23 protein-coding genes are annotated in these 22,639 nt (G+C 35.8%); 8 read left to right on the top strand and 15 right to left on the bottom strand.

Features of this window, described 5'->3' with window-relative positions; translation table 11 throughout:
• The first annotated feature begins 11 nt into the window (after window positions 1–11).
• Complete coding sequence (sufD, locus tag ACTJIP_RS16350; RefSeq protein ID WP_077413671.1) at window positions 12–1,319, top strand: Fe-S cluster assembly protein SufD; 1,308 nt, start codon at window positions 12–14, stop codon at window positions 1,317–1,319.
• A gap of 76 nt (window positions 1,320–1,395) precedes the next feature.
• On the opposite strand, the gene ACTJIP_RS16355 is transcribed toward sufD, so the two are convergent.
• Window positions 1,396–2,319, bottom strand: coding sequence for a DUF3078 domain-containing protein (locus ACTJIP_RS16355; protein WP_219072033.1), 924 nt, complete (start codon window positions 2,317–2,319; stop codon window positions 1,396–1,398).
• A gap of 227 nt (window positions 2,320–2,546) precedes the next feature.
• Window positions 2,547–3,473, bottom strand: a complete 927-nt coding sequence (locus ACTJIP_RS16360; RefSeq protein ID WP_077413355.1) for a DUF3078 domain-containing protein — start codon at window positions 3,471–3,473, stop codon at window positions 2,547–2,549.
• A gap of 247 nt (window positions 3,474–3,720) precedes the next feature.
• Here ACTJIP_RS16360 and ACTJIP_RS16365 point away from each other — a divergent pair, with 247 nt between their 5' ends.
• The 4 genes from ACTJIP_RS16365 (at window position 3,721) to ACTJIP_RS16380 (ending at window position 7,680) form a co-directional block, all read left to right on the top strand.
• A complete protein-coding gene (locus ACTJIP_RS16365; protein ID WP_077413354.1) occupies window positions 3,721–4,488 on the top strand; it encodes a rhomboid family intramembrane serine protease in 768 nt (255 codons plus the stop codon).
• A gap of 34 nt (window positions 4,489–4,522) precedes the next feature.
• The gene (dprA, locus tag ACTJIP_RS16370; protein ID WP_077413353.1) at window positions 4,523–5,632 is read left to right on the top strand and encodes a DNA-processing protein DprA; all 1,110 of its coding nucleotides are present in this window, start codon (window positions 4,523–4,525) and stop codon (window positions 5,630–5,632) included.
• Between the two features lie 190 nt (window positions 5,633–5,822).
• Window positions 5,823–7,181, top strand: coding sequence for an NADP-specific glutamate dehydrogenase (gdhA, locus tag ACTJIP_RS16375; RefSeq protein WP_047376148.1), 1,359 nt, complete (start codon window positions 5,823–5,825; stop codon window positions 7,179–7,181).
• Window positions 7,182–7,311: 130 nt separating this feature from the next.
• Complete coding sequence (locus ACTJIP_RS16380) at window positions 7,312–7,680, top strand: iron chaperone (protein ID WP_180564928.1); 369 nt, start codon at window positions 7,312–7,314, stop codon at window positions 7,678–7,680.
• 44 nt (window positions 7,681–7,724) lie between these two features.
• Here ACTJIP_RS16380 and ACTJIP_RS16385 read toward each other — a convergent pair whose 3' ends face one another.
• The 4 genes from ACTJIP_RS16385 to ACTJIP_RS16400 form a co-directional block, all read right to left on the bottom strand.
• On the bottom strand, window positions 7,725–8,027 hold the full coding sequence (locus ACTJIP_RS16385) for a hypothetical protein (protein WP_077413351.1): 303 nt from the start codon (window positions 8,025–8,027) through the stop codon (window positions 7,725–7,727).
• Between the two features lie 229 nt (window positions 8,028–8,256).
• A complete protein-coding gene (locus tag ACTJIP_RS16390; protein ID WP_180564927.1) occupies window positions 8,257–8,745 on the bottom strand; it encodes a YkgJ family cysteine cluster protein in 489 nt (162 codons plus the stop codon).
• The gene (locus tag ACTJIP_RS16395; RefSeq protein WP_180564926.1) at window positions 8,746–9,717 is read right to left on the bottom strand and encodes an ion channel; all 972 of its coding nucleotides are present in this window, start codon (window positions 9,715–9,717) and stop codon (window positions 8,746–8,748) included. It lies immediately after the preceding gene.
• Window positions 9,718–9,977: 260 nt separating this feature from the next.
• Window positions 9,978–10,967, bottom strand: coding sequence for a hypothetical protein (locus ACTJIP_RS16400; protein WP_219072029.1), 990 nt, complete (start codon window positions 10,965–10,967; stop codon window positions 9,978–9,980).
• 201 nt (window positions 10,968–11,168) lie between these two features.
• On the opposite strand from ACTJIP_RS16400, the gene ACTJIP_RS16405 reads away from it, so the two are divergent.
• A complete protein-coding gene (locus ACTJIP_RS16405) occupies window positions 11,169–11,549 on the top strand; it encodes a group III truncated hemoglobin (protein WP_180564925.1) in 381 nt (126 codons plus the stop codon).
• A gap of 75 nt (window positions 11,550–11,624) precedes the next feature.
• On the opposite strand, the gene ACTJIP_RS16410 is transcribed toward ACTJIP_RS16405, so the two are convergent.
• The 9 genes from ACTJIP_RS16410 to hflX all read right to left on the bottom strand — a co-directional run bounded on the left by ACTJIP_RS16410 (window position 11,625) and on the right by hflX (window position 21,100).
• Window positions 11,625–12,695, bottom strand: coding sequence for a calcium:proton antiporter (locus tag ACTJIP_RS16410; RefSeq protein WP_426481164.1), 1,071 nt, complete (start codon window positions 12,693–12,695; stop codon window positions 11,625–11,627).
• Window positions 12,696–12,760: 65 nt separating this feature from the next.
• Entirely contained in the window at window positions 12,761–13,099 is a 339-nt protein-coding gene (locus ACTJIP_RS16415; RefSeq protein WP_180564924.1) for a DUF6122 family protein, read from the bottom strand.
• A gap of 28 nt (window positions 13,100–13,127) precedes the next feature.
• Window positions 13,128–14,366 (bottom strand): hypothetical protein, encoded by a 1,239-nt coding sequence (locus ACTJIP_RS16420; RefSeq protein WP_440704842.1) that lies wholly within the window; start codon window positions 14,364–14,366, stop codon window positions 13,128–13,130.
• Complete coding sequence (locus ACTJIP_RS16425; protein WP_077413343.1) at window positions 14,367–16,379, bottom strand: hypothetical protein; 2,013 nt, start codon at window positions 16,377–16,379, stop codon at window positions 14,367–14,369.
• 17 nt (window positions 16,380–16,396) lie between these two features.
• Window positions 16,397–17,065, bottom strand: coding sequence for a hypothetical protein (locus tag ACTJIP_RS16430; protein ID WP_077413342.1), 669 nt, complete (start codon window positions 17,063–17,065; stop codon window positions 16,397–16,399).
• 135 nt (window positions 17,066–17,200) lie between these two features.
• Window positions 17,201–17,917: a DNA alkylation repair protein gene (locus tag ACTJIP_RS16435; protein ID WP_180564922.1), complete on the bottom strand. Its 717-nt coding sequence runs from the start codon at window positions 17,915–17,917 to the stop codon at window positions 17,201–17,203.
• 13 nt (window positions 17,918–17,930) lie between these two features.
• Complete coding sequence (locus tag ACTJIP_RS16440; protein WP_440704843.1) at window positions 17,931–19,217, bottom strand: cation:proton antiporter; 1,287 nt, start codon at window positions 19,215–19,217, stop codon at window positions 17,931–17,933.
• 21 nt (window positions 19,218–19,238) lie between these two features.
• Window positions 19,239–19,874, bottom strand: a complete 636-nt coding sequence (locus tag ACTJIP_RS16445) for a DUF4919 domain-containing protein (protein ID WP_440704844.1) — start codon at window positions 19,872–19,874, stop codon at window positions 19,239–19,241.
• A complete protein-coding gene (gene hflX, locus ACTJIP_RS16450; RefSeq protein WP_077413338.1) occupies window positions 19,874–21,100 on the bottom strand; it encodes a GTPase HflX in 1,227 nt (408 codons plus the stop codon). Before hflX ends, ACTJIP_RS16445 begins: the two co-directional genes overlap by 1 nt.
• A gap of 193 nt (window positions 21,101–21,293) precedes the next feature.
• Here hflX and ACTJIP_RS16455 point away from each other — a divergent pair, with 193 nt between their 5' ends.
• Entirely contained in the window at window positions 21,294–22,001 is a 708-nt protein-coding gene (locus ACTJIP_RS16455; protein WP_257468803.1) for a LytR/AlgR family response regulator transcription factor, read from the top strand.
• Window positions 22,002–22,163: 162 nt separating this feature from the next.
• The gene (locus tag ACTJIP_RS16460) at window positions 22,164–22,637 is read left to right on the top strand and encodes a T9SS type A sorting domain-containing protein (RefSeq protein WP_219072026.1); all 474 of its coding nucleotides are present in this window, start codon (window positions 22,164–22,166) and stop codon (window positions 22,635–22,637) included.
• Window positions 22,638–22,639: the final 2 nt, after the last annotated feature.

A 22,639-nucleotide genomic window follows, 5' to 3' on the forward strand; every position in this document is an offset into this window, starting at 1 on the left:
ATATACCAGTAATGGCATTAAAAGAACAAATTATAGAGAACCATAATGAATTTTTGGAGAGTCTTCGTCACAGATTTCTGGATGACAGTAGAAAAGCAGCTCTTCAGAGGTTTCAAAATGTTGGTTTTCCGACAAAAAAAGACGAAGAATATAAATATACCAATCTAAAGGAAATCACGGAAAAAAGCTACAACTTCTTCCCGAAGGAGAGCCACAATATCACCAAAGAGCAATTTGATGAACTGCACCTTGGAGAAGAAAACTTTGATTGGATTGTTTTTGTAAATGGTAAACTTCACAAGGAACTTTCAAAAGTTTCTATTGAAAATGTAGAATTCCTTTCATTCAACTATGCATTGAATGATGAGAAGCATAAAGAGGTTTTTGAAAAATACTTCAACACTATTGCTTCTAAAGATCAAGCTTTTACAAACTTAAATCTTGCTTACTGCAAATACGGTTTCTTTTTGAAAGTTCCTAAAAATGTAGTGATTGAAAAACCAATCCACGTTTTTTATATTTCTCAGAATCAGGAAGAGAATACGTTCTACAATACAAGAAACCTTTTGATTGTAGAAGAAGGAGCCAAAGTAGAAGTAATTGAAAGCCATCATAATTTTGACAGCGCCTATGTATTGACAAACTCTGTAACGGAAATCTTTACATATCCCAATGCAAAAGCTGACTGGCACAAGCTTCAGAATGACAACAACACAACCTATCTTATCGACAGTACGTTCGCAAGACAGGAAAAAGACAGCTTAACCACTGTAAACACGTTCTCTTTCGGAGGTAAACTGGTAAGAAACAACCTTGATTTTATTCATAATGGATCAAACATCAATTCATTCATGAACGGAATCACAATCATCGGGAAAGATCAGTTGGTAGACCACCACACGGCAGTTCACCATAACTTCCCGAACTGTGAAAGCTATCAGAACTATAAAGGAATCTTCGATGGCAATGCCCACGGAGTTTTCAACGGAAAAGTTTTTGTAGATAAAATTGCTCAGAAAACAAACGCTTATCAGCAAAACAATAACGTGTTGCTAAGTGAAGGAGCAAGCATTGATACAAAACCTCAGTTGGAGATCTTTGCAGATGACGTAAAATGTTCTCACGGATGTACGGTAGGTCAGCTGAATAAAGATGCTTTATTCTACCTGAGAGCAAGAGGAATCTCTAAAAAAGAAGCTCAGGCATTACTTTTATATGCTTTCGCAAATGATGCCATGCAAAATATTGATATAGAGCCTCTAAAAGAGAAAATTTCAAAGCTATTGGCAGAGAAACTAGGAGTAGATATAGAATTCTAAGACTTATATATATTGATACGAAAAAGCACTTCTTTTTGAAGTGCTTTTTTTATTTCTTACGGGTATCTTATCTTGTTTATTTCTTTAGCCAGCCTTGGTTATCCTTATTATCTGAACGTTTCTTACCATTATCAAAATTGTAAGCCAAACCTACGCCCAATGTCTGCTTCAGCTGTGTTTTCCAGATCTGGTTATGGTCATACAGCAGATCCAGGGTAATATTGGATGAAATATATTTATTAATCTTCATATTTAAGACCGCTCCATAAGCCAATACCAATCTATCCGGATGATCCAGATAATTTGAAAATACAGACGCTGTATTGGTCAGATTAATATTCTCCATGATTTTGATCTTATAAATGGCAGTACCAAGGAAACCGAACTGGAAAAGTGATGAATCACCATCATTTTTAAGGCCATACGTTCCGGCAGTCTGGAGATCCTTATCTAAAACAAAAGTCCATCTCGCGTTGGCAGGACGTAATGTTACGGTCAAATTATCATTAGGACGATAGGTAACCCCTGCACCCACATTCAGATATCCCGGAGCCATGAAATTGGAAATCTTTTTAGCATCAGGGTTGTTCCCATCTTCATATCCCGGAGCAAACTGAGTCTGAAGACCGGCTCCTACTGAGAAATACCAGCTTTCAGCAAATTTTCTACCATAGTTTGTAGAAAGATTGATAACATCCTGAGTTTTTCGCACACCTGTTCCCTGGGTATTATTCTGTCCGTAGCCCAGAATAATGATATTTTCCCAAAGATCTTTCCCTTTCTCATAAGTCAGGTTATAATTGACACCAGCAAGCCATCCTACGTTGTTGGCTCCCCCTCCTACCCAGTTTGAAAAGGCAGCCTGGTTAAGCATTAATGTATTTTGTCCTTGAATAGACCAGGCTTTAACGGTATCTGCTGCCGGAGCCTCTGTTTTAGTTTCTTGCGCCAAAGCTATCGCTCCAAAAGAAATGGAACTGATCAATAAAAGTTTTTTCATAATAATGATTTATTACAAATGTATAAATAATAATCTACGTCTAAATAAAATTCACTTTAAAATGAATTTAACATAATTGATTTTTCGCCTGTAATACAATGAAAACAAATCATTTAAACAACACTATATTGCATCCCAAACTTAAGTCAACTTAAAATGACAGTATTTAAAAAACAAAAAACACCTCATTTCTGAAGTGTTTTTATATTAGAATTGATATAGTTATATTATTTTTTAATCCACCATTGACTGTCCTTACGGTCAGAACGTTTCACACCATTATCAATGGTATAAGCGAAGCCGATTCCAAGGGTTTGTTTCAGCTGAGTTTTTTCGATTTGGTTGTGATCATACAGCAAATCAACCGTCACATTGGAGGAAATATATTTGTTTACTTTAAGGTTTAACAGCGCACCGTAAGCGAGAACCAATCTGTCCGGACGGTCAAGGTAATTCGAGAAGACCGAAGCAGTATTCGTTAAATAAATATCTTCCATTATTTTCAGCTTATAAATTGCCGTTCCCAGGAAACCGAACTGCAATAAAGAAGAATCACCATCACTTTTCAAACCATAACTTCCTGCGGTCTGAAGATCTTTATCCAATACAAAAGTCCATCTGGCATTGACAGGACGTAAAGTAACCGTAAGATCGTCATTAGGTCTGTAGGTGATACCCATACCGACATTCACGTAACCTGGTGCCATAAAATTCGATATTTTCTTTGCTTCAGGGTTATTCCCATCTTCATACCCTGCGGCAAACTGGGACTGCAGCCCTACTCCACCAGAGAAATACCAGCTTTTTGAAAACTTCCTCCCGTAATTTGTAGAAACATTAATAACATCCTGAGTCTTTCTTATTCCAAGCCCCTTCGTATCATTTTGTCCATAACCTAGGATAACAATATTCTCCCAAAGATCTTTGTCTTTTTCATAAGTTATGTTATAATTGATACCAGCAAGCCATCCCACGTTATTGGCTCCACCTCCTACCCAGTTTGAAAAGGCTGCCTGATTGATCATTAAAGTGTTTTTTCCTAAAACTGACCAGTATTTTACTGTGTCTACCACAACAGAATCTTTCTTCAATTCTTCTTGTGCACTTGCATAAATCCCCATAAAAAAGGAAAGAATCAATAAAAACTTCTTCATTACTCAAATAATTTTCAATGCAAAAGTATTAATATAATTTTTTTTAAAGGTAAATTCAGCTTTAAAGAATCCTAATTCATAAAGTTTAATACCTAACAATAACATATCTCTATAAAATCAATGCCAAAATAATAAGTTTAAAAAATAAATTTGACACCTTTTGTCTTAAAATCAAGGAAGTAGAAATTGATTCATCGACAAATTTTCCGAAATTTATTATTGGCTTTTGATTTGACGTAAAATCCTCATGTTTAAAAATGCAATTTCCAAAAGAGCGATTATCTACCCATTGCTGATGCTTTCTGCGATGTGGTTTGGGTATTTTTTACAAATGCAGGGCTTTTTTCAAAGCTGTTTTGGAGCGATTATACCGCTTTTGCCTGAAGGGCTGCTGGGTATAGTTACTTCTCCTCTTTTGCATGGAAACATCGATCATATTATAGGAAATTCTATTCCGATAGCCGCACTTATGTTTTTGCTCTATCAGTTTTACCCAATCGTAGCAAATAAAGTTTTTATTATCGGCTGGCTGGCAACAGGGCTTTTAGTATGGCTTCTTCCTCCTATTGACATTTTCTCTGGCGAATATATGTACACCTGTACCATCGGAGCCAGTGGTGTAGTCTATGTTCTTGCCTTCTTCCTTTTTTTCAGCGGGGTATTTAAATGGAATACAAAACTTCTTACCATTTCAATGCTTGTTGTACTTTATTATGGAAGTTTAATCTGGGGAATGCTGCCTGAAGAGCTGTTTTATAACATGCAGGAACCGAGTAAAATTTCATGGCAGGCCCATCTTTCCGGAGCAGTAGTCGGAAGTATTATTGCGTTTGCTTTTAAAAATGTTGGGGAAAAGAAGAAAAAGTTCATTTGGGAATTTCCGAATTATTATAGCGAAAAGGATGATAAATTGTGGCAGGAATACAAGGAAAACCATCCGGAAGATTTTATGGAGCTTCCATATAAAAAAAGAGATGATATCTGGGATCATTTGGATGAATTAAGGAAAAAATAAAAACTTAATTTCACTACATTTGAAAAAAACACACATGATTTCCGAAGAATACTTTTATGCAATCGCCCTTCGCGAATGCAGCCAGATAGGTGATATTCATTTTCATAAACTTGTCCATACTTTTGGAAGTGCTCAGGAAGCATGGAAAAGAGCAAAGAAAGAATATAAAAAACTGGAAGGCATAGGACAAAAAACAGTTTCAGATATTGGGAATAACAACCATTTGGAATTCGCAGAAGAAGAAATAAATTTTTGCGAAAAGAATAATATTCAGATCAGGCTGAAGCATCTTCGTGAAACTCCTTTACTGCTTAATGAATGTAATGATGCACCGGCTATTCTTTATCAGAAAGGAAAGATTGATGATACACTGTCAAAAGTAAGTATTGTAGGAACCCGGAATATGACTGGCTATGGTCAAAAATTTATTGAAGATTTTTTTGAAGCAACCCAATCTTCAAGATATACATCAGTAAGCGGTCTCGCTCTTGGAGTTGACAAAGAGGTTCATGAACAGTCTATTCTTCATCGAAAACCCACTGTAGCAGTTCTTGCACATGGTTTCCAATATTTATATCCATCAAAAAACAGAAAACTTTCAGAGAAAATTTTGGAGGAAGGAGGTACATTAATCACAGAGTTCAGCTCTTCCCAAAAACCAGACCGTGAAAACTTCATCCAGAGGAATAGAATTGTAGCAGGAATGTCTCCCGCAACCATTGTGGTGGAAACTGGTTTTGGAGGAGGATCTGTAAGCACTGCTGCTTTTGCCAATGATTATAACCGTGATGTCTTTGCCCTTCCCGGAAAAATTACAGACCTCTGCAGCCAGGGATGTAATCAGCTGATTTTCCATAATAAAGCAACAGCCATTTCTACTATAAAAGATCTTATAAGCATGCTTGGGTTTAATGGTCCCAAAGAAAAAATCGAAGAGTTATTTCCTTATAGTGAGACCACAATACAATTGTCTGACAATCAATATTTAATATATCAATCTATTAAAGACCAACCACAGATTTCTCTGGATGATCTGTCACAGAAAATTAATATTCCTCCCTACAAAATTTTACCAATAATTTTGGAATTGGAACTTTTAGGGAAAGTAAAATCATTTTCCGGGAGGCAATTCATCGCAATTTAAGATTTAATGATTTCTTAATATTGCATTATTTCACACATAACATTTCATTTTTAATAAAATTTGAACATAAATTATCAATTTAATAATATTACGAAACATTATTATTTAATTTTTAACAATGTTGAAATACAGTGTTGTGAATCTTGAAAAAAAAATTAAATTTGTTGACAATAATATTCAACCTTAATATATGGAACAATATAATATTGACCAGAAAATCCAAGAGTTTATTGCAAAAATTGAAGCAAAAAATCCTAACGAACCGGAATTCTTACAAGCTGTAAAAGAAGTTGCCGTAACTGTAATTCCATTCATTGCTACTAAAAAAGAATATACCGGAATGAAGCTGCTTGAAAGAATGGCTGAAGCTGAAAGAATTATTATTTTCAGAGTTCCATGGGTTGATGACAAAGGAGAAATTCAGGTTAACAGAGGTTTCAGAATTCAAATGAACTCTGCTATTGGACCATACAAAGGAGGAATTCGTTTCCACCCTACTGTAAACTTATCAGTTCTTAAGTTCTTAGCTTTCGAACAAGTATTCAAAAACTCTTTAACAACTCTTCCAATGGGAGGTGGTAAAGGAGGTTCAGATTTCGATCCACAAGGAAAATCTGATATGGAAGTAATGCGTTTCTGCCAGGCTTTCATGACAGAATTGTGCAAACACATCGGTCCTGAAACAGACGTACCTGCAGGAGATATCGGTGTTGGAGCAAGAGAAATCGGATATTTATTCGGACAGTACAAGAAAATCAGAAACGAGTTTACAGGAGTTCTTACAGGAAAAGGTCTTGCTTACGGAGGTTCATTGATTCGTCCTGAAGCTACAGGATACGGTGTAGTATACTTCGCTGAGCAGATGCTTAAGACTATCGGACAGGATTTCCAGGGTAAAACAGTAACAGTATCAGGTTTCGGAAACGTAGCTTGGGGAGTGATCAAAAAAGCAACTGAACTAGGCGCTAAAGTAGTAACAATCTCTGGACCAGATGGGTACATCTATGATAAAGACGGTATCAGTGGAGAAAAGATTGATTATTTATTAGAGCTTAGATCTTCAGGGAACAACAGAGCTGAAGATTATGCTAAAAAATATCCTTCTGCTGAATTCCATGCTGGAAAACGTCCTTGGGATGTGAAGTGTGATGTTGCTTTCCCTTCTGCAACTCAAAACGAATTAGATTTAGATGATGCAAGAAAATTAGTTGAAAACGGATGTGTTTGTGTAACTGAAGCAGCTAACATGCCTTCTACACTAGACGCCATCAACTATTTCTTAGATAATAAAGTATTATTCTCTCCTGGTAAAGCTTCCAATGCTGGAGGTGTTGCTACATCAGGATTAGAAATGACTCAGAACTCTATCCGTCTTAACTGGACTTCTGAAGAAGTTGATGCAAGATTAAAGGAAATTATGATTGGTATCCATAAAGCTTGTAGAGACTACGGAAAAGATGAAGACGGTTATGTAAACTACGTGAAAGGTGCAAATATTGCCGGCTTCGTAAAGGTAGCAGAAGCAATGTTGGCTCAAGGAGTTGTGTAACAGAAAAACAAAGGTTGGGAAAAATTCCCGACCTTTTTTGATATAGCCTGTTCCCGGGATAATGGGAAAAAAGTAAAAAGTGAAAGGAGAAAGCGCTGCTATATGCAGTGCTTTTTTTTATTTTTATATCATGAAAAACGCTTTTAAAAATATTGATGAATACATTCTTCTGTTCCCCATAGAAGTACAGGAAAAACTGCTTGAACTACAACAAGCCATCCATTCACTGGTTCCTGGTCTGGAAGAGTATATTGGATATCAGATGCCTGCTTTCAGGTACAAAGGAAAACCTTTAATTTATTTTGCGGGATATAAAAAGCATATCGGATTCTATCCAGGCGCTGAAGGTATCCATAATTTTGAGACAGATTTTAAAGAGAGAAAATATAAATTCTCTAAAGGAGCTGTGCAGTTTCCAATTCATGAAGATCTTCCGCTGGATCTGATTACTAAGATTCTTCTATTCAGGGTAGAGGAAATTGATCAAAAAAAATCCTGAAATACAAGATTTCAGGATTCCGACTAGTGTTTGCTAAAGTACTTTTACTTTTTCTTCTTTTTGTCTTTCTTTTCTTCCTTAGGTGCATCTGCAGGTTTCGTTGCATCTGTAGGTGTTGTACTTACAGTTGGGTCAGTTGCAGGAGCAGTTTCCATTGTAGTTGCAGGTGTCTTTTCCTGTTGAGTCTTTGGATCCGAAGGACTTGTAGTCTGTGTATTCGGTTGTTGGGTTTGAGTTGTCGTTGGATTATTAGTAGAAGTATCCGCCGGCTTTTGTGGTGTTGATTGTGCTGATACTGCGATTACTCCGACTAATGTAAACGCTGCCGTTAAAAATAACTTTTTCATAATGTAATATTTAAATGATTGTTTAACTTAAACGAAGCATCATTTATAAAATTATATGTAATAAGCTTATTTAACGTACTTTATAATTATTTAAGAGGAATTTGCAAAATAATTATAATAATTTGGCTGGAGGATCGAAGCTTGAAGCTTGAAGTTTATCGCAGTTGAAACATCAATTCTTTGGTGTAACAGCTTCCCTCTCCCATCATCCTGCTTCCATCCTTGAAATCTACTTCGTTATATTCTTCATCATTTTTTCTACAAATTCAAACGCGGCCGGGCAGATAACCGTATTTTTCAGCATCAGATTATTAATCTGGTAGATCTTCTTACGGTCTGTATGCGGATATTCGCGGCATGCTTTAGGTCTTACTTCGTAAATAGAACAGGTATTATCATTGTTCAGGAAATGGCAGGGAAGATTCTGCAATACCTTATCATTATCTTCATCTACTCTTAAGAACTTAGATTCAAAATCAGCAGACTTCATACGAAGATGTTTGGAAATACGCTCTATATCCTTTTCCGTGTACAAAGGGCCGGTTGTTTTGCAGCAATTGGCACATTCTAAACAATCTATTTCATCAAAAACTTCATCATGGGTCTCCTGTACAATATAATCGAGATTTTTGGGCGGTTTCTTCTTTAATCCGTCCAGAAATTTCTTGTGTTCTTTCTGCTTTTGTATCGCTTGTTTTTTATAAAAATCTAAATTCATTTATTCATTATTTCTTACAAAATCCGGAAGATCCTCTTTCTTATACTCATTTATTTTATCAAGATCAAGAACCGTCGTAAGGCTTTCTTTGCTTGGATAATACATCGGAACAAATTTAGCCCCGTAAACAATTTCCCCGGTAGTATATGAAGATCTCTGCACTACGGTGTTTGAAAACACTTCATCAAATGCACGTACCTGTACGATAAGTTCAATATCCGTATTTTTAAAATCATCTTCAGAAAAGCCGTAAAACGGAGAGTTTTCATCAATTTTATGTACCACAGTCCAGTTGAGAGCTAAAGTATTAATCTTATTTAACTGTGTATCAAGTCTGTAAAAATTACTTTTAGCAACTCCATTTTCTATGACTTCAATAGCTGCAGAAAGAATCACATCTGCATCTGTCAGCGCATTGTTTTTATAAGGAGCCAGCCTGAACATTAGGGCCGAAGATTCCTGAAAAGGAGCAATCACAGCTATATCAGAAAACCTGAGATATGCTCTTGGTCTTGAAAATCTTCCGTAAAAAAGCCCTGTTGCAATAGCAAAGGTAAGCAATCCCAAAAAAGCCTCAAAAGTAGCCACAAGGCTGGCCAAAAATCCCACCGGAGCAATTCTTCCATATCCAACTGTTGTGAAGGTCTGGGAACTGAAGAAAAAAACGTCGATAAATTCATTCAGCGGATCACTTTTATCAATTCCTGTAAGATGTTCCACACCAATCAGGTAATAGATCATTGCAAAAAGAAGATTGATAAGAATATAAGCAATAACCAAATAGGAAATAAAGCGGAATGATGAAAGATTCAGCATGGTATGATACCAGCTTAGCCTGTTGAAGACATTCACGCCTCTTCTCTGAACATTCGGGAGGCCGTCTTTATTGATAAATCTTCCGGATGCATTGGTTCCAAAACCACTGTTCTCCGCATTTTTCTGACGGATCTTTTTTCTGAATCCTCCTGTCATTTTTTAATCATTTTGATTGTGTTATATAATGATTTCTCTCTGCAAATAAGCCGGTTGATGATCAGCTCTTCCCTTTTGTTTTTATAATATTTAAAAAAGCAAAGTTATGTTTTTTAGCCATCATTTCTTTAACATTCATCATTCAGATAACAGATTATTTTTCCACAGGATTTTATGATGTTTGTATTCAAAACAACACACACAAAAACAGCAGAAAGTTTTGAATTTCTGCTGTTTATATTATATTGATCAAAGTGGCTTTATATAGTTTGTGCAGGTGATTCCAGGACCGTAACGCTTACATTGCTGACCGATTTCACAGTCCCTGACTCTCCATGTATATTAGAAAGAAAATTAGGGAAGTTTTCAATAGGAAAAGCCCAATAATAATGGCCATTGACTGGAGAAGGAAAGTTAGCCTGCAATCTTCCATTCAATTTCATGGGAACAAAGTATTCTACAGAAGATCCTTTTAGCTTCGTGAGGATAGAAATGGTCTTTTTAGAGTGTGCCGGGACAATAGCCTTGTAAGTACTGGTTTCTGTAATTTCTTCAGAATTTTCTGTGCCTTCCGTTGTATCTCCTCCTACAACAACTTTAGTGCTTGCTGAAGCTTTTGCAACCAACGGAATATCAACAGATACAGATGCAGCTACTTCAAATGATCCTGAAACAGTACGTTTCCAGGAGGTAGAATATCCCTTTTTGTAAGAATAGGATACCGTAATTTCGCTTTCACGATCTCCATTATTAATAGCTTCCGTAGTATAAGCATTATCCGGCAAATCTATTCCGTCGGTTTTTATCGTTACCTCAGGAGTTCCTAAAACAATGGAAACATTAGGATTAGGAGCTGTATTCCGGGTATCTCCATCTACAGAAAGATCAGGATTAAAGATAATTCCATCCGGGATCTGGCCAACGTAAGCAAAAACATTTTTCAACCTTGTTCTTTCTCCGGAAAAACCGATATCATATCCCATATCCTTCAAATGGTTAGGCTTGAAAGGGATTTCACGCTCTTCATTAGCCGGACTGTTTACACTCAGACTGTTATTATCTGACAATTTAAACTCATCTACAATTTTCCAGCCTTTCTGCAGCATCTCAGCCTCTGTCAACTGTACTTTCTTTACATCAGCAGAATTCACCTTTTCTGAATCATCATTAATAGTATTCACTTCATCTCTTGAACATGATACCGAAAGCATCAATAAGAGAAACCAAAAAGAATTGATTTTTTTAATCATTTTAATAATTTTTTTAGCGTTTAATACTTAAATTTACAAAAAATAAGCTCTTTTAATCTGTTTTTTTGCGAATTAATCAAATTTTAATTTTTCCCAATTTCCCATCTGATTATCCTGTATTTTACTCTAAAATGCTGTTTATATGAAATTTATCAATTTAGAGGCTGTAATTTTTTATATGATTTACACTAACTTTGGGCTATGAAAAAGCTTGAATCACGAGAAGATATTGAAGACCTAGTCAATAAATTTTACAGCAAAGTCGTTAAAGATGAAACCATAAGCTTTTTCTTTAATGATATCGCTAAAGTAGATTGGGACAAACATCTTCCCAAGATGTATTCTTTTTGGGAGTCTATCCTTTTTGGACAAATGACGTATAAAGGAAATCCAATGGGTGTACATTTCCCTATCAATGAAATACAGGCAATGGAGCAGAAGCATTTTGACAGATGGCTTTTGCTTTGGCGTACGACTATTGAAGAAAATTTTGTTGGAGAAAACGCAGATATGGCAATCTACAAATCCGAAAACATAGCCAAACTCATGGCTTTTAAAATGGAGCTGGCGAGAAGGCTATAATGTGGTACAGGGGATCGGAAAGCGTGATATGAGGCACGAAACCCAAGATTTATTTCAAATAATAAATTTGCTTTTTTAAGGAACAATTACTGTAAAGATATAGGCTGCGAGATTCACCAGTAGAACAGTTCCGTACAGAACATTTGTTTTTCCACGGCTTAATGAAAGCATTACGATAAATACGGATAAAGAAAGCAGGATAATATCCTTTTTGTCTAACCCTAATACCAGTGGAATATCATACATGATACATACTGCAGAAACAGCAGGAATAGTCAGGCCGATACTTGCCAATGCAGAACCCAGCGCAAGATTCAAGCTGGATTGTATTTGATTGGCTCTTGCTGCTCTAATTGCGGCAACTCCTTCAGGAAGAAGTACAACGGCTGCAATAATGACTCCAACAAGGGATTTTGGTGCTCCAAGACTTTGTACCATCCCTTCTATTGTATCAGATAATCCTTTTGCCATGAGTACTACAATAACAAGGCAAACCACCAAAAAACCAAAACTGATAAGCGTTTTTGTCAGTGACGGAATATAATGTTCTTCCGGATGCTCATCAGGAACAATGAAATAGCTTCTGTGGCGCACAGTCTGCACCATCAGGAACACTCCGTAGATGACAAGACATGCAATAGATATAAAAATAAGCTGTGCTTCGTTATAGAAAGGTCCGTTGACACTTGAAGTAAAATTGGGAAGGACAAGGGTAAGTATCAGGATTGAAACAATACTTACCAGATAGGTAGTTGCTGAGGTTCTTGCAAAGAATTGCTCATGATATTTAACGCCGCCTACAAGAATACATATTCCCAGAATTCCGTTAAGAATAAGCATTACAGCGGCAAAAACCGTATCTCTGGCCAGCGTGATCGCCTGATCTCCGCCGGCCACCATCAGCGAGATGATAAGCGCGACTTCAATAATGGTGATACAAAGAGCCAGAATAATGGTTCCGAAAGGCTCCCCTACTTTATGAGCTACTACTTCAGCATGGTGTACTGCTGACAATACACTTCCGATCAGTAAAACACCCGCAAGAATATCATAAAGAACACCCGATCCCATCAGTCCGAAAAAGTAGTACCCTACCGCAAGGAGAGGAAAAATATAGGTATAATGTAAGAATTCTTTAGGTTTCATAAGTGACTACAAAATACAAAAAATCTATGAAATTTTCAATATCAAAAGAAAATATTAATAATATTTTAATAAGGCCAGAAGTTAAAGTCCTGATAATCTGTGAACATATGAAACAGCAACCCAATTCCTATAATTCTGATATTTCCTTTAAAAAACAGCAGCAAAAAATACACCGCAATGGCATAATATGAATGTAAGAAGTGAAAACCTATACTTTCCCGCGATGGATCAAAAATCGGATTGGCAAAAAGATGGTCCAGATCTACCAGCATGGTAGCCAAGAGAATAAAATAAGCCTTTTTCCAGTTTTTACGATAAAAAATCAAAGCAATAAAGATCGGAAAAACAAGATGCAAAAAATAATGAGTAAAGGTTTTAAGTAATGCGATATCTGATGGAGCCATTAATAGATAATTTTATTCGGTTTTATGCTTACCACCGTAAAATTAAGGGTAATTCTCCGTTTTTTGCTTTTATTTTCACCCAATAATCCTTTGACCTATTCCCATACAACACATAATCTATATCTGAAATGATCCTTTTTTCAGTATTACCAAGCGTTTTCAAAGAAGAATACAATAAAGCATTGTTTCTGATGAAAATATAATTTTCTTGTAAACGTGGTGATAATGTTATTGGTTTTCGGCTTGATTTTATGACAACATCATCATTATTTTGACTGATTTTATTGGGTTGGAAAGGAATTGCGGTAAATTGATTTTCACTGTTGACCCACTTTTTAGATTTGAAATACTTCCATGTTTTTTGGGGATCATCACTTTTAATATCAAGCGTATAATTAGGTTGGGTAATTTTTTGAAAGGTCTTTTTTTCAACTTCATTGAAATTGTCATCATACTCATAGCTGATAATTGTATCATTGACCTGTTCAAGATCCGCTATTGCTTTAAAGTAAATAGCCTGTGAGGAATCAGCGATACTTTTATTGAAGAAACGGCTAAAATTTCTGATGTTTACTTTATCTAATTCTAACTCCAGAAAATGATTCCCGTTCTGAAGTTTGGAGGCGACAGCGTTAAAAATTTCAGGATTTGAATTGTTTTTTATTTCAATTTCATTATCATGCAATTCAATAGAAAAGTTTTGAATTTTCTTTCCTGAGATGAAAGAAATGCTCCCGGCCGTATTATGGATAAACTGATCTGCATCCAAAACAGGATTTGAAGAAGTCTTAAGAATATTTTTCTGAATCTTTTCAAAAGCCAGATCTGAAGTCCCTGCAACACAATGGTCTCCATTGATCATAATAAATAGCTGATCCTTCTGAAAACGACTATTCCCTTTATCTACAAAGTTTTGTTTCTTTAAAAAGGTGATGAATTTTTGAGAATCTTTCAGTTCTAAAATACTGTACCATTCTGAGAACTTTGTGTCTTTAAGATGGAAGATCTGTAGAAAATCCGGAATTCTGATTCCTGAGTCTTTCAAAGAACCTGAACTCTTGCCCTTGGCTTTGCTTCCGGACCAATGGGAAGGATGCGTTGCCAGGCTGAAGAGGTATTGTCCCGTTACTTTCTTTATATCAATTAAAACTACGGCATCTGCATTTTCAGGAATATATCTGAGGTTCTTATTTTTATAAAAAACCACAAAATATACTGCAATAGCCAGCAATAAAACTAACGGGATAATAATCTTCTTTTTATTCATCTATAAAATTTGTGGTTTCTCTTCTGTTTCTTTTGTTTTAAAAACCTGATCGAATACATCAAAGAAATACATCAAGCTGTTTTCTGAAGAATCTTTAATATTATAATTCATTTCTGTCTGGATACTTTCTCCTTTCACTTCTGTCTTATAATACATTTCACCTACATTTTTTCTGATCGCGTCCAGCGCTTTTCTCTCTTTAGGACTTTTGAATTCTTTGTCTAAACCTGTCAAAAGTTTTTGGATATCCAATCTTCCTGATAATGGATATTTAGCCGAATCTTTCGCCCATTTTCTGGAAATATCAGACTGATTTACGGGTAAAATATTGTCCGCCGAGCTCATTAGATAAACAACACCATCTTTTACCGTGAAGAACAACTGATCTATATATCCTCCGTTCTTTTCTTCTTTAAAGGTGTAAAGATTTCCTTTTTTTGAGAATCTCTTAGCCAATTTTTTATTGGTAGTCATTACATCAAAAATACGGTTCCAATAGCCTTCATTCTCCGTTGCAAAGGCAAAAGTAAAGTTAGGAACAGCGATATCTTTAGTCTTCTTTACTTCTTTTTCGTTGAAATCAGCATCATATTCATAATCGGTGTACTCTACTTTTTTAGATTTCAGTTCATTCAAAACAAAGATTCCGTTTCCTGGTGCTATTTTGGTAATGGCCTCTTCATCCAGAACAATTTTCATCGTTTCCATAATCAGCTCCATTTCCTTTTTGTACTCGTTTTCTCCGGAATCCTGAAGCAGGCTGTACATCATATCAAAACATTTGGCTCCATTCACGTTCATAGCATAGTAACCAACACTTTTTTCATTGATCAATTCCAATAGTTTTTTATTTTTCTTTCCTTTATAAATAGCAGAAATATTCTTTTGAATGTCAGCATTTTTGTGCTGATAATTATTAACGAGTCTTACCTTATCTTTATCAAAATACAGATTGTAAGAATAGTTGGAGTTATACATATTTTTAAAGAACTGCCCATAGCTGTAGAACTTCGTCATCTTGCCATAAATTCCTTCATTCACGATTCTTCCATAGTCTGTATAAACAAAAACATCAGAATTGGCATCTCTGAATGCCAGCATTTCTTTAGGAACTTCAATTTCCAGATTTGAACTGAAGTATTGGTCAAAATGATCTTCAGCATTCTTTTTAATGACCTTAAAGTTTTCTCTGCGGATAGAATCCTGTTCTTTTTTGTAAGCGATATCCTCTTCTTCATCGTAAGCATAAGCATCAGCAGGCACTTCCCCTTCATTTTCAGTACTCTCCTTCTCTTCAGGATATTTATGGTGTTTCTGCAGGTATTTGATATCTTTCTGAATTCTTGCGATCTCGTTGTTGTTATCTTTAATGCTTTCCTTCAGATACTTAATATCGTCTTTAAGGGTTTTAATTTCTTCTTTATAATCAAAAGGTTTTTCCGGCTCATCAGTATAAGCAGTATCTCCCGTTTCTGCGTAAACGCTGTCAACGGCAACAGCAGTGCTGTCTGTAACAGCTTCTTCTGACCAAAGATCTTTATAAGGTTTGGTATAGCTTATCATCCTAAGAACTGCACGGTTTCCGTTCCAGGCAACAAAAACATCATCATTGATGTCTACGTAAGAATAGTTCTTTTTATTAGAAACCTCCTGTCCTTTTTTCTTGACAGAATTAATAAATTCCTGAAATTTCTCCTTATTATCAATAATAAAATGAGTATTGTATGCCCTAATAGAATCATTAAAGCTTGCATAATGGTATTGAACAGCATCATATTTGATCCCGGTCTTGGAATAATCTGTCCACGAAAGGTTTTCTTTGTTCTTTTTGCTCAATTCGTGCAGCAAAGGATTCAGTTTATTCCAGTTGATTTTGTTGTTAAGCTCTTTCCCGTTGACTTCCATATAAAATACAGCATCAGTAGGGATTTTCATACTATTTTGGGCAAAAACCAGTGTAAAACCAAAGAGTACAAAAATAATTTTTTGTGTTTTTAATAAGATAGATTTCATGACTATAGTTTAGAAATTTATTGAAAAAGAATTGTGTTTTGTATTTGTTTTTTCTGAAGAATCAGATCCAGAATATCAGCTTCCAGTTTGAGTGCTTTTTTATTGGGAGAAAGCACATACGTATTATTCGTTTGTGATTTCACTGTACTTTCGAACTGCATAATGGAAGTATATCTGGCATTGTTAAAAACTTCCTTATCCGCCTTGCTCATTTTGTTGTAATCTTCTTTGAAGGTATTGACCTTATTTCTTGCGAATGTCTTTTTCTCAAGATTTTGACTGTACACTTGTGTTGGAACCATTTTACCCAATATATTCTGAGCTTTAAGTTTTTCCAGACCGGTATTAATGTTTTCAATCTTTTTGAAATTACAGCTCAGTTTGACAATATAATTATCAAAATCCATGGATGTTTTCACGTTGCTGATTCCGGGAGTTCCTTTAAAAATTTTTGCTGCTTCATTGATTTTATTTTCAATGTCAGTCTTTTTAGGAACCTTTTTCCCGTTAATGGTTTCCATTTTTGAGATGGATGCCAGTCTTGTCTTGCTTTTGCTGGCATTCAAAATAATTGTATACTCTCCCGTTCCATCAGCCTTGACATTTACTTTATCAAGAATATCGAAACAGCTTGTCAAGAGTAACAAAGGAATATATAGAAGAAATAATCTGAGAAAATTTTTCATGATTGGGTTTAAAGGCACAAAATTACTCAATTCTGACCTTAAATCCTTACAATCTTTAATTTTTTGAGCATAAATAGCTGTTTTCCGGTACTTTTTCAGGACAGGAAACTACACTACTATTGATTTTATTCTTTTTTAAATACGCCCTTTCAGATAATCCTGGCGAAGATCTTCATCCAGCTTTTCAATAGCATACCGAAGACAGGTTCTCGGCATTTCTCTGTAATACAAATTCAGATAGCTGATCAATTCTCCTTCATTCTTATTTCCCATTTCGCGTAACAGCCATCCGTTTGCTTTATGCATCAGATCGTGAGGATGCTTCAGGTTTCTGGTTACGAACTCCTTAGTAAGATCAAATGATCCTTTTTTTATATAATGCATCGTCCCGACAACAGCCACTCTTTTGCGCCACATTTCTTCAGATTCAGAAAGTTCCCTAAGAAGGCTTTCTTTCTGATTTTCAAAAGCATATCTGCCCAAAATCTTATAACAGCTTGAATCTACCAGATCCCAATTGTTGACATGAGAAAGATGATTAAGATAAAACGCAACCACTTCTTCTTTCACAGCTTTATCTTTTGTTTTTTCAAACTTTGAAATCAGCATAAAAAGCGCTGTCAGCCTATGTTCATGGTATTTGGAAGAAATTAATATACTGAGTTCTTCCAAATTTATTTTCGGATAATATTCTTTGGCAACAGAACGCTGATCCGGAACTTTTACACCCAGAAATAAATCGCCTTCACCGTATTCTCCTTTTCCGGTTTTGAAAAACTTTGGAAAGAATTCTGCTTTTTCAGGAATGGATAGAACAGCCAGTGCTTCCTGTATTTCTTTAACAATGCTCATAGTATAAGCGTTTTTAAGCTTTTTCTTCTAAGGCAATATTCTCCTGTTCTTCCTCTTCTTTTGCAATCTTATTGGGGTTGGCTACCTTGGCAATGGTAAGCCCCTGAACGATGATCGAGAAGACTACTACACAGTACGTAATACTTAAAATAATCTCACTGTATTCACTTTTAGGAATAGACATTGCCAACGCAATGGAAACTCCACCCCTGATTCCTCCCCAAACCAGAACTTTTACGGTCTGCGGGCTGAAACTTCTTCTTAAAGAGGTAAACTTCGTAGGCCCCCAGATAGAAATAAATCTTGCAAGCAGCACTACGATAATTGCCAGTAATCCAGGAATCATAAAATGCTTCAGATCTTTTATCATCAAGAGTTCAAATCCGATGAACAGGAATAATACGGCATTCAGAATTTCATCAATCAGTTCCCAGAATTTGATCAGATAATCCTGAGTAACCGATTTCATTTTAAAACTTCTGTTGAAGTTCCCCATAAACAATCCAGCTGCCACCATAGTCAGCGGCCCTGAAATATGCATTTGTCTTGCAATAAGATAACCTCCCATCACTACAGAAAGCGTTACTAATACGGAAATAATATAGTCATCCACTTCACGCATCAATCTTGAAGTAACCCATCCTAACAGAACCCCAAGTAAAAGCCCTCCTCCGGCTTCTTTAAGCAAAAGCAATCCGATAGTTTCAACACTCAGATCCACTTCTTTCCCGACTGCCAGCTGTAAAATCACTGTAAAGACCACAACCGCCATACCGTCATTGAAGAGAGACTCTCCGGCTACTTTTGTTTCCAGTGATTTTGAGACATTCGCCTGTTTCAGTACACTCAGAACTGCTACCGGATCGGTAGGTGAAATCAGAGCACCAAAAACAAGACAGTAGATAAAAGGAAGCTTAACACCTACATACGGAAGCAGATAAAACATTCCAAATCCTACCACAAAAGTAGAAATCACAACTCCCACTGTGGAAAATATCACTACAGGTCTGAACTGTTCTTTCAGATCATTAATATTAATATGAATTCCTCCTGCAAAGAGTAGGAAATTAAGCATTGCTCCCATCAACACCTCTGTAAAGTCGATACCGTTCATAAGGTTGTGAAGATGTCCGAAAGTTCTCGGAAGTACTGTTTCTCCAAACATTACCAGAAAAATAGACACCACAATGGCGATCACCATAATTCCGATGGTACTTGGAAGTTTTAAAAACCTGTAATTGAGATATGCAAATATTGATGCTAATACGATTAATGCTGAAAATGAATAATATAATTCCACTAAGTGTTTTTTATTTTATGATTAATTGGTGAGTTCCAAATAGAGTATTTTAATATAGAGCTGCTGCCCCTCTTTTTCCCAAACATCAAACATACCATCCTTAGCAGGTTTTGAGCTTCTTGTATAATCCTTTCCTATATTCAGAATATTCAGCAGAATATATTCATCTCCTACAGAATTGACGATATAGGCTGTTTTTTCCGATTTTCCGTCTCCTGAAACTTTTATTCCTTCCGTAAGCGAACGAAACTGATTCAGATGATGCATAAAATTGCTGCCATCCTTCACAGAATCATATGCTCTGAGAAGGATCAGCAAAATATCCAGGTTCGTAGGATCTTTATCATACAAGGTTTTTCCCTGCTTGATACAGTCTGCAAAATTGTTCTGCTTAAAGGCTTCAGCAAGATTTTTAAAGCTATCGTCTGACGTACTTACTTTATCTTTTCTGAAATTTCTTCCATAGTAAAGATATTGTGACTCTATGCTGTCCAAAGATTTTGGATATCCTTTATATTTAAAAATAAGCTTCTCATAATTGTAAGGAGAATCAGAATTTTTAAGACTTTTCTCAACAGCTTTTAAATCAAGTTTTGATTTCTGGCTGAAACCAAAAACCGAAAACATGATGAATAAAAGGAAAAAGTGATATTTCATTAATTGTTGCTTTCTTCTTCCTCGTCGTTATCGAAATATTCGAAAAGGAAATCGTTGTAAGGAAATCTGGAAATATGGATTTTCATCACCTCATCGTAAATCATTTTCTTCATTTCCGGAAAGTTTTCCTTCGTTAAAGCAGAAATGAATACCGTTGGATATTTTGATTTCCCCATCCATGTTTTCTTCCACTCTTCCAGCGAAATATTTTTACGGGTTGAAGGGGTAAGATCGTCTTCATCCTTTTTCTCATAGCTGAAATCGTCAATCTTATTGAAAATCATAATCATTGGTTTCTGATGAGCATTGATTTCCATCAGAATATGATTTACAGATTCTATATGATCCTCAAAACTCTCGTGCGAAATATCCACTACATGAATCAAAAGATCAGCTTCACGAACCTCATCCAGAGTAGACTTGAATGATTCTACCAGCTGAGTAGGTAATTTTCTGATAAATCCTACCGTATCCGTAAGCAGGAATGGTAAGTTTCCGATCACCACTTTTCTTACTGTGGTATCCAGCGTGGCAAATAGTTTATTTTCTGCAAAAACCTCAGATTTTGAAATAGAATTCATCAAAGTAGATTTTCCAACGTTGGTATATCCTACCAAAGCTGCGCGAACTACTTTCCCACGGTTATTACGCTGAGTCGCCATCTGCTTGTCGATTGTCTTCAGCTTCTCCTTCAGTAAGGTTATCCTGTCACGGATAATACGACGGTCAGTCTCAATTTCCGTTTCTCCGGGACCTCTCATTCCAATTCCTCCTTTTTGACGCTCAAGGTGAGTCCACATTCTCGTCAATCGTGGCAAAAGATATTGATATTGTGCTAGTTCCACCTGAGTTCTCGCATAAGAAGTCTGAGCTCTCTGGGCAAAAATATCAAGAATAAGATTGGTACGGTCCAAAATCTTAACCTCCATGTCTCTTTCCAGATTTTTAAGCTGTGAAGGAGAAAGTTCGTCATCGAAAATTACAGTTCCTATCTCGTTTTCTTTTACATATTCTTTTATCTCAATTGCTTTTCCACTTCCGATAAAGGTTTTGGAATCCGGCTGAGTCAGTTTTTGGGTAAAACGCTTTTGTACGGTTGCTCCGGCTGTGAAAGCTAAAAACTCAAGTTCATCTAAATACTCTGTCAGTTTTTCTTCGTCTTGATTTTGAGTAATAACACCCACTAAGACCGCTTTCTCATAGTTATGTTCTTTCTTTTCTAACATTAAGTTCTATCTATGTTTATGATTTTTACAAGTTAATATTTTTCAGAAAAAAAACAAAATCAATTTTTATTTAATAACATATTTTAATATAAATTTAAGTTTGCCAGTAAAAGTTTTATAAAAAATCAATAACTTTATGTAATAATTTTCTGATTTTTAAATATTTAAATCAAAAACTAATCTCCGGAATATCATGATTACCCATATTAGATGTATGATTATTGATGATGATGAACTGGACAGACTGGTTCTTCAGCATTATATCAGACAATATCAAAACATTGAAATTGTCGCCTCTTTTGATTCTGCAGAAAAGGCAATTCCCTATCTTGACATTCCTGCTGATCTTCTGATTATCGAGACTAATTTGCGGGGTATGAACGGACTTGAATTCCGGAGGCTGGCCCATAAGATCCCTGCCTGTATTTTTGTAAGTTCCCATCCTGAACTGGCTGCCGGAGCTTTTGAGATCAGTACTTTAGATTTTATCACCAAACCCCTTACCGCAGAACGCTTTCATTATTCTATGGAGAAGCTTTTTGATTTTTTTGAAGTGAAAGAAAAATGTGAATGCTATGATGCTATGGTAGGAGAAAACTGCATCAAAATAAAAGAAGGAGGACATATTTTTCAGATTAAAATGAAAAACATTCTGTATCTGGAAGCTCTGAAAGATTACACCAGAATTATCACTCTTGAAAAAAATCACTGTATTTTAAATTCTCTGGGAAACCTCCTGCAAAAAAACTTTTTTGATTCTTTTGTCAGAATTCACAGAAGCTACGCGGTACCACGTCACCTTATCCGTGGAAAAAGCTGTCATGAGATAGAACTTGCCCATCATATCAAACTTCCTATCGGCAGAACTTATAAGGATAATCTTTCTTTTTTTCATCCTTAAAAAAAGCCCAACAAACATTCCATCATAATTCACAAAACGCCATTGGTCGATTATTTCTGTCGTTGGTCTATTTTCCTGTCATTTGATTAAGATCGGTGGTAATTTAGTCTTCCCAAATTCCCCCAGAAAAAACACATCTATTAATCACCAAAACTGTTATCCATGGAAAGAATATCTATTTATTGTATTATTCTGTCTGTCTTTTCCATCTCCATACTGCACGCACAATCTGCAGTTTTGGCAACCGGACTGGATGCTTCAGCAGCTAATGGTTTTGTTTCTTACAGTGTAGGCCAGATGACCTACCTCGAAAAAGGAACAGGACAGGTTTTCGAAGGCGTACAACAGCCTTACGAAATCATCACTCTTACTTCCCTTGAAACCTCTTCTGAACTCACAGGCATTTTGCTCTACCCCAATCCTTTCAGAGATTATTTGTATTTGGATTTTACCTCAAATAATTTTAAAGGATCAGAGTATCAGTTATTTGATGCCCAAGGTAAGCTGGTAAAAAAAGATAAGATCTCACAATCAAAATCTGAGCTTAATTTCTCCTCACTTCCTTCTGCAATGTATATCATCAGGATCACTCAAAACGGAGAAAATATTAAAACATTTAAAATCATCAAAAAATAAAA

Origin of the sequence: Chryseobacterium sp. 22543, assembly GCF_052044565.1 — a bacterium.
GTDB lineage: Bacteria > Bacteroidota > Bacteroidia > Flavobacteriales > Weeksellaceae > Chryseobacterium.